This is a genomic window from Collinsella sp. AM18-10 (assembly GCF_003471585.1).
GTDB lineage: Bacteria > Actinomycetota > Coriobacteriia > Coriobacteriales > Coriobacteriaceae > Collinsella.
Map to the genome: position 1 here is coordinate 178,652 of NZ_QRJO01000003.1, position 15,701 is coordinate 194,352.

Here is a 15,701-nt window from a genome sequence, read left to right on the forward strand (position 1 = left end):
GCAATCGCCCCGGAAAGGTTTGCAATGGCAAAACAGCTGCCAAAGCGCGAGCTTGAGAACGTGGGCCTGGGCGTCACGGGCGCGTGCGTAGCGCTCGTGACGCTTGTCGTTGCCGCGCTCATCTTTATGGTCGCCCAAAAGGGCCTCTCGGCTTTTCTCAAGGACGGCGTCTCGGTCGTCGAGTTTTTTACCGGTACCAAGTGGGACCTGGCCAACACGGCCGAAAACGGCCTGCCCTATACCGGCGCCCTGCCCCTGATCGTCACCTCGTTTGCGGTCATGGTGCTCTCCACGCTTATCGCGCTGCCCATCGCCATCGGCTCTGCCATCTTTGCGGTCGAGATCCAGCCTAAGTTTGGCTCCAAGGTCTTTCAGCCGCTTATTGAGCTTTTGACCGGCATTCCCTCGGTCGTCTTTGGCCTGATTGGCTTTCACGTGGTCGTCGGTCTTATGAAGAGCGTTTTCCACGTAAGCACGGGTCTGGGCATCTTGCCCGGCGCCATCGTACTGGCCGTCATGATTCTGCCGACGATGACTACGCTTTCGGTCGACGGCCTGCGCGCCGTGCCCGATAGCTACCGCCAGGGTTCGCTCGCGCTGGGCTACACCCGCTGGCAGACCATCTGGCACGTGGTGCTCAAGTCCGCCATGCCGTCGCTCATGACCGCAGTCATCCTTGGCATGACCCGCGCCTTTGGCGAGACGCTCGCCGTGCGCATGGTCATTGGCGGCATCGAGGCCATGCCGACGTCGCTGCTGTCGCCGGCGTCCACCATCACCACCACGCTCACCACGTCCATGGCGGTCTATGCCGAGGGCTCGGCCCAGGACGACGTCCTGTGGGCGCTCGGCCTGCTGCTGATGGGCATGAGCCTCATCTTTATCCTGATCATCCACCTTATCGGCCGCAAGGGGGCGAAGGCTCGTGGCTAGCACGCGCATCCACATCGACGAGGCGAGACTCGGGCGTGTCCAAAAGCAGGACCGCATCGCCACGGGCGTGCTGACGGCGATTGTCGCCATCGTCATGCTTATCGTCGTCTCCATGGTGGCCTACATCCTGTTCGAGGGTATCTCGACGCTGTTCCAGCCGGGCTTTCTCACGCAGCCCGCACGCGCCAACGGAACGCAGGGCGGCGTGCTCTACCAGCTGTTCGACTCGTTCTATCTGCTGCTGATCACCCTGATCATCTCGTTGCCCATTAGCCTGGGCGGCGCGGTCTTTTTGGTTGAGTACGCGCCCGATGGGCCTATTCGCGACATCGCCTCGACCGCCATCGAGACGCTGTCCTCGCTGCCCTCCATTGTCGTCGGCATGTTCGGCTTTCTGGTGTTCTCGGTGCAGCTGGGCTGGAAGTACTCCATCATCTCCGGCGCCGTCGCGCTCACCATGTTCAACATCCCCATCCTGGTGCGCGTGATTCAGCAGGCGCTCGAGGACGTGCCGCAGGCCCAGCGCGATGCGTGCCTGGCCATGGGACTCACCCGCTGGGAGGCCACGCTGCACATTCTGATTCCCGAGGCCATGCCCGCCATCGTGACCGGCATCGTGCTTTCGGCCGGCCGCGTGTTTGGCGAGGCCGCGGCGCTGCTCTTTACCTCGGGCATGAGCTCGCCGGTGCGTCTGAACTTCTTGAGCTTTAACCTGTCGAGTCCCACCTGCGCCTGGAACGTGTTCCGCCCCGGTGAGTCGCTCGCCGTGCACATCTACAAGATTTACGGTGAGGGCAGCCCCGAGGCCCAGCAGATCGTTTGGGGCACCGCGGCGCTGCTGATGATTTGCGTGCTGCTGTTTAACGTAGTCGCCCGTATCGTGGGCAAGCAACTGGCAAGGAGGATGACGGCCGAATGAGCGAGATGAATACAACGCCCGCAACCGAAGCGGCCACGTCCGAGACCCAGGACTTTCTGTCGAGCGTGGGACAAAGCGAAAAGCACGTGCGCGTGAGCGGCAAGGCCGTGAGCGACGAGGTCGTGCTCTCCACCAAGGACGTCAACGTGTACTATGGCGACCACCATGCGCTGCACGATACGTCGCTCGACTTTCACAAGGGCGAGATCACGGCGCTCATCGGGCCTTCGGGCTGTGGTAAGTCGACCTTTTTGCGCAGCCTTAACCTTATGAATCGCGAGATTCGCGGCTGCCGCGTAGAGGGCGAGATTAACTACCGCGGGCGCAACATCAACACGCGCCGTGAGAACACCTACGAGCTGCGTCGCTCCATTGGCATGGTGTTCCAGCAGCCCAACCCCTTCCGCAAGTCTATTCGCGACAACATCACGTTTGCGCCTAAGCGCCACGGCATCACCGACCGCGACGAGCTCGACCGCATGGTCGAGGAAAGCCTGCGCGGCGCGGCGCTTTGGGACGAGGTCAAGGACAAGCTCGACAAGAGTGCCTACGCGCTTTCGGGCGGCCAGCAGCAGCGTCTGTGCATTGCGCGCACGCTGGCGCTCAACCCCGACGTGATCCTGTTCGACGAGCCCTGCTCGGCGCTCGACCCCATCTCGACGTTGGCGATCGAGGACCTTATGTCGTCGATTGTGGCCGAGCGCGCCATCGTCATCGTGACGCACAACATGGAGCAGGCGTCGCGCGTGTCCAACCGCACGGCGTTCTTCTACATGGGCGATATGGTCGAGTACGACGAGACCGACGAGATTTTCCAACGGCCCAAGGATAAGCGGCTGAATGATTACCTCACCGGCATGTTCTCCTAGTCCGGGACATGCTTGAGGCCCGCGGCGGCCACGGTTGCCGCGGGACTGATTGGAGTGGCGGGTCATCTCTTGTGGGAGATGGCCCGCCTTTTTGTGTCGTGTGCGGCCCGCCTTTTCGCTGCTATCATGGACAACGTTGAATTTCTACGAAGGAGCAGGGCATATGGCGATTCTTTTGGGATGCGATTCCGTCAGCCTAGAGTTTCCCACCAAGCATATTTTCGATAGCGTTACGCTCGGCGTGGGCGAGGGCGACCGTATTGGTATTGTCGGTAAAAACGGCGACGGCAAGTCGACGCTGCTGAGCGTGCTCGCCGGCACGCTGGAGCCCGACGACGGCCGCGTGACGCACCGCCGCGGCATCACGATCGGTCTACTCGGCCAAAAGGACCAGCTTGTCGATACCGATACCGTGCATCATGCCGTTGTGGGTGACGCCCCCGAGTACGAGTGGGCGTCGAGCCCCCGTACGCGCCAGATCCTCGCCGGCCTCATTAGCGATGTGCCCTGGGAGGGCATGGTAGGCGAGCTCTCGGGCGGTCAGCGCCGCCGCGTGGACCTCGCGCGCCTGCTGATCGGCGACTATGACGTGCTCATGCTCGATGAGCCCACCAACCATCTGGACATGCGCACCATCAACTGGCTTGCGCGTCACTTAAAGGCCCGCTGGCAGCGCGGTCAGGGCGCGATGCTCGTGGTCACGCACGATCGCTGGTTCTTGGACGAGGTCTGCACCAGCATGTGGGAGGTTCACGACGGCCAGGTCGATCCCTTCGAGGGCGGCTATTCGGCATATATCCTGCAGCGCGTGGAACGCGACCGCATGGCCGCGGTTACCGAGGAGCGCCGTCGCAACATGGCGCGTAAGGAGCTCGCGTGGCTGAGCCGCGGTGCCCAGGCGCGCTCCACCAAGCCCAAGTTTCGCGTGGATGCCGCTCGCGAGCTGATCGCCGACGTGCCGCCCGTGCGTGACGAGCTGGAGCTCAAGCGCCTGGCCGTGAGCCGCCTGGGCAAGCAGGTTATCGATGTGGTCGACGTGGACGCCGGCTATGCGGATACCGATGGCGCGCCCAAGCAGGTGCTCAACGACGTGACCTGGCTCATTGGTGCGGGCGACCGCTATGGTCTTTTGGGCGAGAACGGCGCCGGCAAGTCGACTTTGCTCGACGTGATCCAGGGCAAGATCGCGCCCCTGCGCGGCCGCGTGAAGATCGGCCAGACGGTGCGCTTTGGCGTGCTGTCGCAGCAGCTCGAGGAGCTCGAACCCTACATGGGCGACACGATCCGCGAGGTGCTCAGCCACTATAAGAAGTACTACGTCATTGACGGCAAGGAGACTTCACCCGAGAAGCTCTGCGAGCGTCTGGGCTTTACGACGCAGCAGCTCTGGAGCCGCATCGGCGATCTTTCGGGCGGCCAGCGCCGTCGCCTGTCGCTGCTGCTGACGATCCTGGACGAGCCCAACGTGCTCATCCTGGACGAGCCCGGCAACGACCTGGATACCGACATGCTGGCGATTGTCGAGGACTTGCTGGACGGCTGGCCCGGCACGCTGATTCTGGTGACGCACGACCGCTTTTTGATGGAGCGCGTGACCGACCAGCAGTGGGCGCTGCTCGACGGCCACCTGACGCATATGCCCGGCGGCGTCGACCAGTACCTGCGCCTGTGCAACGCCACCGCCGAGGGCGAGCCCGTGGGTGCACCGAGCGCCAAGACCGGTACGTTCGACACCGGTGCCGCGGCGGCTGCGGCCGAAAAGCCCAAGTCGAGCGGTCAGCCCAACGGCCTTTCCAATGCCGAGCGCCAAAAGCTCCGTCGTGAGGTGAGCTCGCTCGAGCGCAAGATGGAAACGCAGCGCGCTCGCGTGGAGGAGGCCGAGGCCGCCATGGCCCAGGTCGATCCCACCAACTACACGGCGCTGGGCGAGCAGCAGGCAAAGATCGACGAGGCCCACGCCGCCATGGACGAGCTGGAGATGGCGTGGCTCGAGGCGAGTGAAAAGCTCGAGGGCGAGGAGTAGGCGAGGATGATCAAGGCCGCGTTTTTTGATATCGACGGCACGCTGCTGAGCTTTGAGACGCACCGGATTCCGGCGTCGGCGCAGCAGGTGCTCGACAGCTTTCACGAGCAGGGGATTGCGTGCGTCATTGCCACGGGTCGCCCGACCTACCAGATGCCCGATTGGCTGTTCGATCTTGGTTGGGATGCGTACATTACGCTTTCGGGCCAGCACTGCTTTGATGCCGAGGGGGTTTACCGCAGCTGCCCGATCGATCCGGACGACGTCGCGGTGATTGTGGACCAGGTGGCCGAGGGGTGCTACGACTCGCTGTGCATGCAGGGCGAGAACTCGTTTGTGAACCGCCTGTCCGAGCGCGTGGTGACGGCTGGCAGCAACGCGGGAATCGTCTACCACGAGGAGCCGTTTGAGCACGCCTTCGATGCGCCGGTTTACCAGTTCTGCGCCTTTGTGGACCCTGCCGACGAGCATATCGTGACCGACGCCGTGTCGCATTCGCTCACCACGCGCTGGTGCGATCTGTTCTGCGACATTATTCCCGCTAACGGCGGCAAGGACCTGGGTGTCGCGGCGACGCTGGAGCGCCTGGGTGTCGACGCGAGCGAGGCGATTGCCTTTGGCGACGGCGAGAACGACCTGTCGATGTTTGCGGCCGTGGGAACAAGCGTGGCCATGGGCAACGCACAGGACACGGTGAAAGCTGCGGCGACCTATGTGACGACCGCCGTGGACGACGACGGAATCTACAACGCCGCGAAGCACTTTGGATTGATGTAACTGCGGGCCGGCACCCGGCACCTGGGGACACTCCTTGCGGGGCGTCCCCATTTTGTTTTCGTCCCGCACGTTTTGTGAAACACGGCTAACTTTTAGGCAAAGTAGTAAGACATGGGCAACTTTTGCGGTAAAGTAAATCAAGCAAAAGTATCCAAAGGCTAACTAGAAGCCATCGCGAAAGGCGGCCCATGGCCCTGCGTGAATCCGGAGAAGACTATCTCGAATCGATCTACGTTCTATCGGAACGTCAGGGCATCGTGCGCTCGATCGACGTTGCCGAATACTTGGGCGTAACCAAAGCAAGCGTCTCTAAAGCCATGGCGGCCTTGGAGAGCACCGGCTACGTGGAGATGGGCAAACGCGACGTGCATCTGACGGAACGCGGTCTTGAGGTTGCCCGTCAAATGTGGGAGCGCCACTGCTTTTTTGTAGGTCTGCTAGAGGACGCAGGCGTAACGCCCGAGGTCGCGTTGCAAGAGGGCTGCCACATGGAGCACTGCCTGAGCGAGGAGAGCTTCGAGAAGCTAAGATCGATGCTGAGACGGGAAGATGTAGCGGGTCCAACAACAGAAGCCTAACTGACCCACAGTAGCGCGGAGTTCACGCAAAGCGCGAACCAGCGACCGGGACCAGCGGCCCTTTCGGCCAAGTCCATTTCAGCAAAGGAACCCCGCCAGCAAGCGATGCCCAAGAACCGCCAGCTGTGTCAATGCAGGCCGGGGCCGGGCTTGGTTTTGAAAACACTCCGCAGCGCGAGGCCCGCCTTTCCGTTGCTCCGCAGGAGCAAGAAAGACGGGCCTCATGCGCGAGGACGTTTTCAAAACCAAGCCCGGCCCCGGCCGGAGGGACCACGAGCGCTACAGGTTCTTGACACCCATCGCGCGCATGGCGTTCAGGATGGCGATGATCGCCACGCCCACGTCGCCAAAGACGGCAAGCCACATGTTGGCGATGCCCAGCGCTGCCAGCATAAGGATCAGCAGCTTAATACCCAGCGCAAAGATGATGTTCTGCCAAACAATCGACATGGTCTTGCGTGCTACGCGGATCGCACGGGAGATGTTGGACGGTTTGTCATCCATGAGCACCACGTCGGCGGCCTCAATCGCAGCGTCGGATCCCATGGCGCCCATGGCAATGCCCACATCGGCACGGGTGAGCACGGGCGCATCATTGATGCCGTCGCCCACAAAAGCGAGCTTGCCCTTGCCGCTTTCGGCCGCGAGCAGCGCTTCAACACGCTCGACCTTGTCGCTCGGCAGCAGCTGCGCGTGGAACTCGTCGAGCCCCAACTGTTCGGCTACGGACGCAGCTACTTCCTCGCGGTCGCCCGTGAGCATGACGGTGCGCTTGACGCCGGCGGCGTGCAGGTCGCGGATCGTCTGCTCGGCATCGGCCTTGACGGTGTCTGCAATCACGATGTGGCCGACATACACGCCGTTCACGAGCACGTGGAGGATTGTGCCGACAACCTCACAGTCCGGTGCTTCAACGCCGGCCGCGGCGAGCATCTTTGCGTTGCCAACGACGACGTGCTTGCCGTCGATGGTTGCCGTCACGCCGTGGCCCGCGTCATTAGTGGAATCCGTCACGCGCTTGGGATCGAGCTCGCCCTGGAAGGCGGTGCGTACCGACTGCGCGATGGGGTGGTCGGAGAATGACTCGGCGAGGGCTGCGACTTCAAGCAACGATTGCTCGGTATAGCCTGCCTCGGGGTGCACCGCGACCACCGAGAACGTGCCGTTGGTGAGCGTGCCGGTTTTGTCGAAGACGACGGTGTCCACGTCGGCGAGCGTCTCGAGGTAGTTGGAGCCCTTGATGAGAACGCCCAGCTTGGACGCGCCGCCAATGCCGCCAAAGAAGCTCAGCGGCACGCTGATCACGAGCGCGCACGGGCAACTGACGACCAGGAAGGTCAGGCCGCGCAGGATCCAATCGGACCAAGCGCCAGTCACCAGGCCGCCGCCAAGCGCGAGCACCGCGGCCGCGCCGGTGACGGCGGGCGTGTAGACGCGGGCAAAGCGCGTGATGAAGTTCTCGGTGCGCGCCTTCTTTTCGCTGGCATTCTCTACGAGTTCCAGGACGCGCGCGACGGTGGACTCGCCAAACGGCTTGGTGGTACGCACTCGGATGAGGCCCGTCATGTTGATGCAGCCGCTGATGATATCGTCGCCGGTCTTGGCGGGGCGGGGGACTGACTCGCCCGTGAGTGCGGCGGTGTCGAGCTGGGTTTCGCCCTCGACGATGACGCCGTCGATAGGCACGCGCTCGCCGGGCTTGACCACGATCACGGTGCCGACGGTGATGTCATCGGGGAAGACCTGCTCGAGCGTGCCGTCGGTCTGCTCGACGTTAGCGTAGTCGGGTGCGATGTCCATCATGGCACTGATCGACTTGCGGCTCTTGCCCACGGCGTATGTCTGGAACAGCTCGCCGACTTGGTAGAACAGCATGACAGCGGCGCCTTCGGCCATGTGCGGGTCGGTGTCGGGGAAGAGCACCATGGCAAATGCGCCGATGGTCGCGACGGCCATAAGGAAACTCTCGTCGAAGGCCTTGCCGCGGCGGATGTTATTGAATGCCTTTTGCAGTACGTCGTAGCCAGCAATCAAAAACGGCACGAGGAACAGCACAAAGCTGGCGTAGATGTCGCCCGGGGTGCCGAATGCGGCAGTAAGGGTACCGAGCTCGTCGAGGGCGTACACCACCGCAAAGATGCCTAGCGCTACCAGGATGCGGTTGCGCTTATGCTCGAGTGACTCTTTTTTCTTGCGCTTCTTCTTTTTCTTTTTGGGGTCGGCGGTGGCCATGACTCGTATCCTCCCATTTGAATGTATGAACACTCGCTCATATAACTTCGCGAGCAAAGGCCGCGGCAAGCGCGGCCTTGCAGGTTGGCGTAAACCTGGGCTAGAGAATGATCTCGCAGTCCGGCTCGGCGTCGGCCGTAAACTCTACAACGCGGTTGAGCACCTCGTCGAACTCGGCGTCGTCGGCCTCGAGCGTCAGCTTCTGGGTCATAAAGTTGACGGACACGGATTTGACGCCCTCGAGCTTGGCCAGTTCGTCCTGAAGCTCGCGCGCGCAGTTGGCGCAGTCGATCTCGTCGAGTTTAAACTGCTTTTTCATGGTGGGTTCCTTTCCCTGTTTTGCGGCTTGGGTGCAGGCCGCGCTGGTACCGCGGTTGGTTGCTATTCGCAGATATGGCTCATGCCCTGGTTGAGCATGGTGTAGACGTGATCGTCGGCGAGCGAGTAGAGAATGTTGCGGCCGTCGCGGCGGAACTTGACCAGGTGCGACTGCTTGAGCGTGCGCAGCTGGTGCGATACTGCCGACTGCGAGGTTGCGGTCGCCTCGGCGATGTCGGCCACGCAGAGCTCGCGGCCCATGAGGGCATAGAGGATCTTGATGCGTGTGGTGTCGCTGAAGACCTTGAACAGGTCGGCAAGGTCGTAGAGAAGCTCCTCGTCGGGAAGGTCCTCGGGCGAGCAGCTGGTGGGAATCACGGGCTCGGTGGCCTCGATGTCGGGTTTCGTTTCATCAACGCGGATGCTCATTGCAATATCCTTTCATATGAACATGCGCTCATATAATTTACTTCCGATTATATGAGCGCATGTTCATATGTCAATACAATTTGCGATAATTTCGATGACTGCTTGCCGCCTCTGCGGTTTTCTGTGGGTTGGGATGCATCGACGCAATGCTCGCCAACATATTTCGAGATGTTTGGCCAGCATGCTAAGAAAGCCGCCTTGAGAAGCATTAGAACTGTTCATATTTGTACTTTATCTTGTTAAATACCGGGAGAATCAGTTCTTTCTCTACGGGAGTTCCTGCAGAATCAGTTTTATCTAAAGTTATATTGAGCGTTGCAGCAGCCAATCAGGCACATCTGTGGCCGAATAAGTCGAAAAATGTAGGTGGACATCCGCAGAGACCGCCTTTAGAAGAGCGAATTCTCAATTAGATCAATAATCGTGTCGTCTTCCGCGCGGTTTTCATCGATTTTTGCGAACATGTCGCATTCCCAAGGCCCATTGATTTCCTCAGCAAGGGCCCCGACGTGTTGCATGTCGTTGGGTTCGGGCACATCGTTGATGCTCGGGTCATCAGCTTGCGGATATTGGCTTGCAATTTCGCGCTTGGCGGCCTCTTCTTCTTTGAGTGTCTCCAGGACGCGGCGACCGTATTCGAAGTAGCGCCGCAAGACAAATTGACGAAGAGTTTCTTGCAGGATGGCGAAGTTATCCGGGAGTCGACCGGGCCATATCTTCTCGCGAATGCGAATCGCTTCCATGACCCGTCTAAAAGCGGACTGCTTGAAAAACGAATGACGACTAACTGTGATAACGGCATATCCCATGTTTCGCAGCGTGTTTCGGCGCTCCTCGTCAATTGATTGCTGCTCGGGCTCGTCGTGGTAAAAGCCGTTGTATTCGATATCGGTCATCGAATTTTCGAGCAGCGCGTCGAGGTAGAAAACCGTCCGTCGCGTTAGGGCGGCGTATCTTTTGGGGACTGGGATCGGATAATCCGTTTTGATAGCGCGTATGGCTAAGCCACCCATTGACTTGGGCATTGTCAGCATCATGACAAACGCCGTTTCGAGTGGGGAGCGACAGCCTTCGCGTACATAAGAAAGTGCCTTAAGTGCTTTATTAGATCCACGATACCCCGATGCCTCTGAAAAGAAGGCTCTGAGCTCTTCAACGCTGGTTAGGGCTGGGCGCTCGCGATATTGAGTTTCGTCGGACGTTCCAAGCGCGTAGGAGCCGCAGATTTCAAAGTAATACTCAACGAGCTCCGAAAGGTTGAGGTCGGCTGTTGCTTCTAACGCGCACAGCTTGATTTCGACGATGTAGACGTTCGGCTCGAGTTCTAGGTAGCTTTCTGCATCAAACGTATAGCGCGTGCAGTGGCAGATGCAGCCCTTGCGGTGCCTTTTGGCATTATTGGAAAACGTCAGCACATGGATGCGTTCAGAATCGACATTCTTTCTGTTGAGCCATGCTCGTGCCGATTCCAGGTCGGACGAGGTCGGCGCAGACACCCTGATCTTTTCCATAGGTATGGGACCGGTCGCGTAGCTTGCGAGCGAGTTGGCTGTTTGGTATACAGCACGTGCCGTGGTATGTGACAGAATGATTCCCATACGCGCATGATGGCATAGCGGACGCCGCATACGCCCGAAACTTCGGGCAACGGTATTGGAGCGCGGCTTATCTTCTGCGAACGGTGGGTTTTTGAGCTGTCGTATTGAGGGAGCAGCTTCGGCTGGGGAGGTTTCTGCTGGCTGCCCCTTTTTGGCGAACTTTAGTTGCGGATTCGTAGCTTCTAAGCGTTTTGCCGACCGCTCAGATGCCTCACCAACATAATTTGAGTTATTAGGCCTTATCCTATACGAATGGTGCGATCGCAACGTCCTATTCGAATTGATTCAGGTAGATTTATGGGGCTTGGTTGCGAAATTGGGGCGACTATAGCGCTCGATTGCGGTTCAAGGGGCCTCGACTAGTGGTTCAGCTGGCCGAACAACTCGAAAAAAGTAGGTGGGCCAACCTGCCGACTATGTGAAGCACGCGAATTTGCTCGTTTTGATGCAAACTAGGGTGCAGCCATAAGACTGCGCCCTAGTTTACTGCGTGCCGGTGCCTCCAGACGGATTGCACTGTGCCTGGCAGGCGCTCCCGCAGATGGATCGGTTATTTCGCGAATAGGTTCTTGAGGTTGAACTCGGCCTGTACCGTGCGGAGCATGAGGTCGGTGTCGTCCAGACCCAGATGCTGCTCGTTGGCGTCGGGCGCGAGGGTGCCGCGACGGCGTGCCCAGTTCTCGAGCGCGGCGGGGGCGGACTCGCGGGGGAGCGAGCGCACGTCGGCGTCCAGGCTGCGGCAGATCTGGCGCGAGTCGATGACGATGATCTTACCCGCGCGGCGTGCCTCGGCGTAACCGTCCAGGTGAATCTTGAACCAGCTGTCCTCAAAGGCGGCGTTATGCGCCATGTACGGGTACTTCTTCATAAGCTTGAGCAGCTGCTTTTGCAGCTCCTTGTTCTCGCGGAAGGGCGTTTTGCCGTCGATGTCGTCCCAAGTAATGTGGTGGATATTCGACAGCGGCACATCTTCGCCGCGGTAGATGTCGGGCAGGCCGCAGTAGTGTGCCTCGGCGTCATGCGGGACGGCATCGCTGGTGAGCTCCATGATCTCCCAGCCCACGTTGATGATATAGCCGCGCTCGGGTGCACGGCCGGTGGTCTCGATGTCGATACCGAGCACGGTGCCCTGGATGGGCTTGCGGGCGTAGGCCACGCCGAGCGCGTCGCGGTCGCCGCGGATTTCGCGCATAACGGACGCGGCGGTGCGCTTTTGCATCTTGCCGATGGCGGCGCAGGTGTCGGCATCGGACAGGCCGCGCGAGAGCGTCGCGGGCGTCACGTTGCGCAGACGCGCCTCGCCAATCTGGTCGCACAGGTCGCGGTTGCGGTCGGCCAGGTCGCGCACGGTGGCAAAGTCGAAGCCGGGGTCGCCCTCGGCGGTAAAGTACTCGGTCTCGAGCACCTTGAGGGCCTCCTCGCCCTTCTGGCGCTCGGACTCCATGGCGCCGTGGTCGCCGTAGATAAACATGGGGATAAACGGCTGGCGCTCGTATTCGAGTGCTTGCGATACGTTCATATGCTACTCCTTGGACGGGCCGCGTTGTGCGGCTCGAGGTTACTGAGTTATGGCGAGATGATAGTTTACCATAGGCAACTATTGGCACCGCGCCCGGGACAACTACAATACCCTAGTTGACCGCTAGGACTTTTACAATGCTGCCGAAAGACACGAAAGGTTCCATCCGTCATGGATTTACTGATTGATATTCTGCTCGACGCCGGCAAGGACACGCTGTCGCTGCTGCCGTTTTTGTTGGTGACGTATCTTGCTCTCGAGACACTTGAGCACGTTGCGGGCGACCGCGTCAACGGCGCTATCAAGCGCGCCGGCGCTGCGGGTCCCGTGGTTGGCTCGCTGCTGGGCATGGTGCCGCAGTGCGGATTTTCGGCCATGGCAGCAACGCTGTACGCCGGCCGTGTCGTGACCTTGGGCACGTTGGTGGCGGTGTTCCTTTCGACCTCCGATGAGATGCTGCCGCTGTTGCTCGCCGAGCAGGTGCCCGTGCAGACCATGGCGATGCTTTTGGCTTCGAAGGCACTGATCGCGCTGGTCACGGGCTTTATCGTGGACGCCGCCATTCGCGGCCTGCGTCGTAACGCTCGCGCGCATGCGGCGATTCGCCGCACCGTGCTGGGAACCGCGGCCAACCCGGCCCACGTGAACTGCGCGCACGACGACCACAGCGGCGGCGACATCATCGACGAGGTGGCCGAGGCAGGCGTGAGCGCCGACCACATCCACGAGCTGTGCGAGCGCGACCATTGCGGTTGTGATGAAGACGAGGACGAGCACGAACACGGACATGGCCACGATCACGGTCATGAGGGCGAACATGAACACCATGATGGTCACGGTCACTCTCACTCCCACGAAGGGACGCCTGTCCTGTCGATCATCCGCAGTGCGATCTCGCACACCGTGCAGGTCTCGGTATTCATTTTTCTGGTGACGCTGATTCTGGTCGCCGTGCTCGAGACGTTCGGCGAGTCCGCGATCGAGCAGTTCCTGCGCGGCAACGAGACACTCGCTGTCCTGGGTTCGGCGCTTGTCGGGCTGATTCCCAATTGCTCGGCGAGCGTGGTCATTGCACAGCTGTTTCTGGAAGGCGCGCTGCAACTGGCGCCGATGCTCGCCGGCACGCTCATTTCCGCCGGCGTGGGTTATCTGGTGCTGTTCCGCACCAACCGCAGCGCCCGCGAAAATGCCGTGTTCCTGATCATGATGTACGTCATCGGCGCTGGCTGGGGCCTCATCCTCTCCGCCGTTGGGCTCTAAGTAGGCCTAGTAAAACGGGCTTCAGAATAGCCATGCTCGTCGCCTGCACAATGCGGCGGCGCATGGCATTTTGAAGCCCGTTTTTTTGTTGAGCCATGGATCCTGAGCGCTCACGCCACTAAAACAAAAAGGCAGATTTCCGGGCATATCCCAAAAATCTGCCTTGGTTAGCGCAGCAGCTCGGTGAGGTTGCGCTTAAAGCGGGCGCGGTCTTCGCTGGTGAAGGCTGCCGGCCCGCGGGTGCGACCGCCGGCGCGGCGCACCTTCTTTTCCTCGTGACGAATAAACAGCTGCATGTCGATGGTCGCCTTGTCGTACACGCGCCCGCGCACACCGGTTGCGGCGGCATCGCGGCCGAGCACCATGCTCGCCAGGCCAATGTCCTGCGTCACGACCACGTCGCCCGCCTGCAGACGTTCGACAATGGCAAAGTCGGCACTATCGGCGCCCACGCTCACATCGAGCGTGGTGACCCAAAAGCCGCGTCGCGCGTGCTCGGCATCGCGCGGATCGTCGCGGCGAATGTGGCGTTCCAGGTTTTGCGTGCTGTTTCCGGCGATTACCACGGCAACGCCCGCCCGCCGCGCGCAGTCGATCGACTCGCGCGTAACCGGGCAGGCGTCGGCATCAATAAAGAGCGTTTTTAGCATCTAGTGCACCAGTTTGCCAAACTGAATGGCGCGGACAATGAGCGTCACACCAAACACCAGGAGCGCAGCGCCGCTAAAGATGACGAGCATCTTTGCCGACCACAGCGGATAGATAAACACGAACACGCCGGCGATGATGGAGAGCGCGCCGCTCAGGATGGCGAGGGCGCGGTTAGACGAAAGCTCGGACTCCAGAATGGACATGACACCTTCGACGATCCAGCCAAAGCCGGCCACGACCACCACGAGCGTGGTGAGCGTCGCGGTCGAGAAGGCCTGATTGCGCAGGATTATGACGCCGCCCAGAATGATGAGCAGGTTGGAGATGATGCTCGTCACGCGCCAGCCGGCGGGCAGCAGCGGCTCAAAAACGGCGGTGAACAGCCTAATGGCTGCCGTGATAATAAAGTAGAAGCCCAAGACGGTCGTCAGGAAGATGAGGGACTTGGCGGGCGCAAACAGCAGCGCGATGCCGGCGATGAGCGCGATGACACCCGTGATGGCGTAGATCCAGCGCACGGCCTTGATTGCCTTGCCTGCCATGCTTTTCTCGTCAAATCCAAACAGGTCAGACTGCTGGCCATCGTTCTTAAAGATGCCCATAAGGTCTCCTTTCCGTGCGGCGTTTGCCGTGATTGTTGTTTTTTGCGGCGTATGCCGCAGTTGCTGCAACAAGTATCGCCCAAGGGTGCCGGCGCGTGGGGCGGGGAGGGCGAATTGCCGCCTCATCTTCCCGAATTGTTACTTTTGTCCCCATTTTGATAGGGAGTATTCAACAGCTGTGGAACATTATGCCGTTGAGTGTAATTGCCTACGTTTTGGGTTAGATTCTCCTAAGAACAATTGCCCGAAATGGGGGGGGTCCCTATGAACGAAACAGTTCCCGCGGCGCCGGTAAGCGCTGAGTCGATGGCAAAGCAGGGTTGCGAAAAGCTCGGCTTGAACGCGTTTGATGCACTGGTTCGTCGTGCCCGCACGTGCCGTCGCTTTGACGAGTCCATGCGCGTGCCGCGTGAGTTTTTGCTTGAGCTGGCGGAGCTTGCGCACCTGACCCCGTGTGGTGCCAATGCTCAGCGTCTTCGTTTTCATGTGGTGAGCGGTGCCGAGGACTGCGCGCGCGTGTTTGACGAGCTTGCATGGGCCGGCGCGCTTAAGGATTGGCCGGGTCCTGCCGAGGGCGAGCGTCCGACCGGCTACATCGCGATTCTTGCCGAGCGCGCTGTTCCGGGTAAGCCCGCCGCGCCCATCACCGAGGTCGACACGGGCATTGCCGCGCAGACGATGATGCTCGCCGCTCGCAGCGCCACGCCCGAGGTGGCAGCCTGCATGTTCAAGGCCTTTACGCCCCACGCGATCGATGCTATGGGGCTCGATAACGACAAGTATGAGCTCAAGCTGATCATGGCTTTTGGCGTGCCGGCCGAGACGCAGATGATCGATGCGATCGATTCCAACCCCGACGGCTCAATTAATTACTGGCGTGACGATGCGCAGGTGCACCACGTACCCAAGCGCCCGCTCGCCGACGTGCTGGTGTAGCTGAGCGTCACCGCGGCGTGATCAGACGGTAAACCACCACAAAGGTGCCTGTCCCCT

At 60.6% G+C, this 15,701-nt stretch carries 15 protein-coding genes; 8 read left to right on the forward strand and 7 right to left on the reverse strand.

Translation table 11 applies throughout. The features are described from left to right. The first annotated feature begins 24 nt into the window (after positions 1 to 24). The 6 genes from pstC (at position 25) to DW211_RS03815 (ending at position 6,099) form a co-directional block, all read left to right on the forward strand. Positions 25 to 933 (forward strand): phosphate ABC transporter permease subunit PstC, encoded by a 909-nt coding sequence (pstC, locus tag DW211_RS03790; RefSeq protein ID WP_118259302.1) that lies wholly within the window; start codon positions 25 to 27, stop codon positions 931 to 933. Further along, positions 926 to 1,852, forward strand: coding sequence for a phosphate ABC transporter permease PstA (pstA, locus tag DW211_RS03795; RefSeq protein ID WP_118259304.1), 927 nt, complete (start codon positions 926 to 928; stop codon positions 1,850 to 1,852). Before pstC ends, pstA begins: the two co-directional genes overlap by 8 nt. After that, positions 1,849 to 2,721, forward strand: a complete 873-nt coding sequence (pstB, locus tag DW211_RS03800; RefSeq protein WP_118259306.1) for a phosphate ABC transporter ATP-binding protein PstB — start codon at positions 1,849 to 1,851, stop codon at positions 2,719 to 2,721. Before pstA ends, pstB begins: the two co-directional genes overlap by 4 nt. Before the next feature lie 163 nt (positions 2,722 to 2,884). Then, a complete protein-coding gene (locus tag DW211_RS03805; RefSeq protein WP_117655831.1) occupies positions 2,885 to 4,744 on the forward strand; it encodes an ABC-F family ATP-binding cassette domain-containing protein in 1,860 nt (619 codons plus the stop codon). Positions 4,745 to 4,750: 6 nt separating this feature from the next. Continuing rightward, the gene (locus DW211_RS03810) at positions 4,751 to 5,521 is read left to right on the forward strand and encodes a Cof-type HAD-IIB family hydrolase (protein WP_118259307.1); all 771 of its coding nucleotides are present in this window, start codon (positions 4,751 to 4,753) and stop codon (positions 5,519 to 5,521) included. 188 nt (positions 5,522 to 5,709) lie between these two features. After that, on the forward strand, positions 5,710 to 6,099 hold the full coding sequence (locus DW211_RS03815; RefSeq protein ID WP_118259309.1) for a metal-dependent transcriptional regulator: 390 nt from the start codon (positions 5,710 to 5,712) through the stop codon (positions 6,097 to 6,099). 279 nt (positions 6,100 to 6,378) lie between these two features. Here DW211_RS03815 and DW211_RS03820 read toward each other — a convergent pair whose 3' ends face one another. From DW211_RS03820 to DW211_RS03840, 5 genes are all read right to left on the reverse strand, one after another. Continuing rightward, positions 6,379 to 8,331: a heavy metal translocating P-type ATPase gene (locus DW211_RS03820; RefSeq protein ID WP_199576676.1), complete on the reverse strand. Its 1,953-nt coding sequence runs from the start codon at positions 8,329 to 8,331 to the stop codon at positions 6,379 to 6,381. 100 nt (positions 8,332 to 8,431) lie between these two features. Further along, entirely contained in the window at positions 8,432 to 8,650 is a 219-nt protein-coding gene (locus tag DW211_RS03825; protein WP_035137286.1) for a cation transporter, read from the reverse strand. Between the two features lie 62 nt (positions 8,651 to 8,712). After that, entirely contained in the window at positions 8,713 to 9,078 is a 366-nt protein-coding gene (locus DW211_RS03830) for a helix-turn-helix transcriptional regulator (RefSeq protein WP_117634970.1), read from the reverse strand. Between the two features lie 389 nt (positions 9,079 to 9,467). Further along, positions 9,468 to 10,589 carry a hypothetical protein gene (locus DW211_RS03835; protein ID WP_147357236.1) on the reverse strand — a complete coding sequence of 374 codons (1,122 nt, stop codon included), beginning with the start codon at positions 10,587 to 10,589 and terminating at the stop codon, positions 9,468 to 9,470. Between the two features lie 637 nt (positions 10,590 to 11,226). After that, complete coding sequence (locus tag DW211_RS03840) at positions 11,227 to 12,195, reverse strand: 3'-5' exonuclease (protein ID WP_117766893.1); 969 nt, start codon at positions 12,193 to 12,195, stop codon at positions 11,227 to 11,229. A gap of 171 nt (positions 12,196 to 12,366) precedes the next feature. Between DW211_RS03840 and DW211_RS03845 the strand changes: the two genes are divergently transcribed. Next, a complete protein-coding gene (locus tag DW211_RS03845; protein ID WP_118259312.1) occupies positions 12,367 to 13,455 on the forward strand; it encodes a putative manganese transporter in 1,089 nt (362 codons plus the stop codon). A gap of 167 nt (positions 13,456 to 13,622) precedes the next feature. On the opposite strand, the gene DW211_RS03850 is transcribed toward DW211_RS03845, so the two are convergent. After that, positions 13,623 to 14,105: a DUF188 domain-containing protein gene (locus tag DW211_RS03850; protein WP_118259314.1), complete on the reverse strand. Its 483-nt coding sequence runs from the start codon at positions 14,103 to 14,105 to the stop codon at positions 13,623 to 13,625. Beyond that, entirely contained in the window at positions 14,106 to 14,708 is a 603-nt protein-coding gene (locus DW211_RS03855) for an HdeD family acid-resistance protein (RefSeq protein ID WP_118259315.1), read from the reverse strand. Between the two features lie 264 nt (positions 14,709 to 14,972). On the opposite strand from DW211_RS03855, the gene DW211_RS03860 reads away from it, so the two are divergent. Next, positions 14,973 to 15,644, forward strand: a complete 672-nt coding sequence (locus tag DW211_RS03860; RefSeq protein ID WP_158568484.1) for a nitroreductase family protein — start codon at positions 14,973 to 14,975, stop codon at positions 15,642 to 15,644. The last annotated feature ends 57 nt before the right edge of the window (positions 15,645 to 15,701 follow it).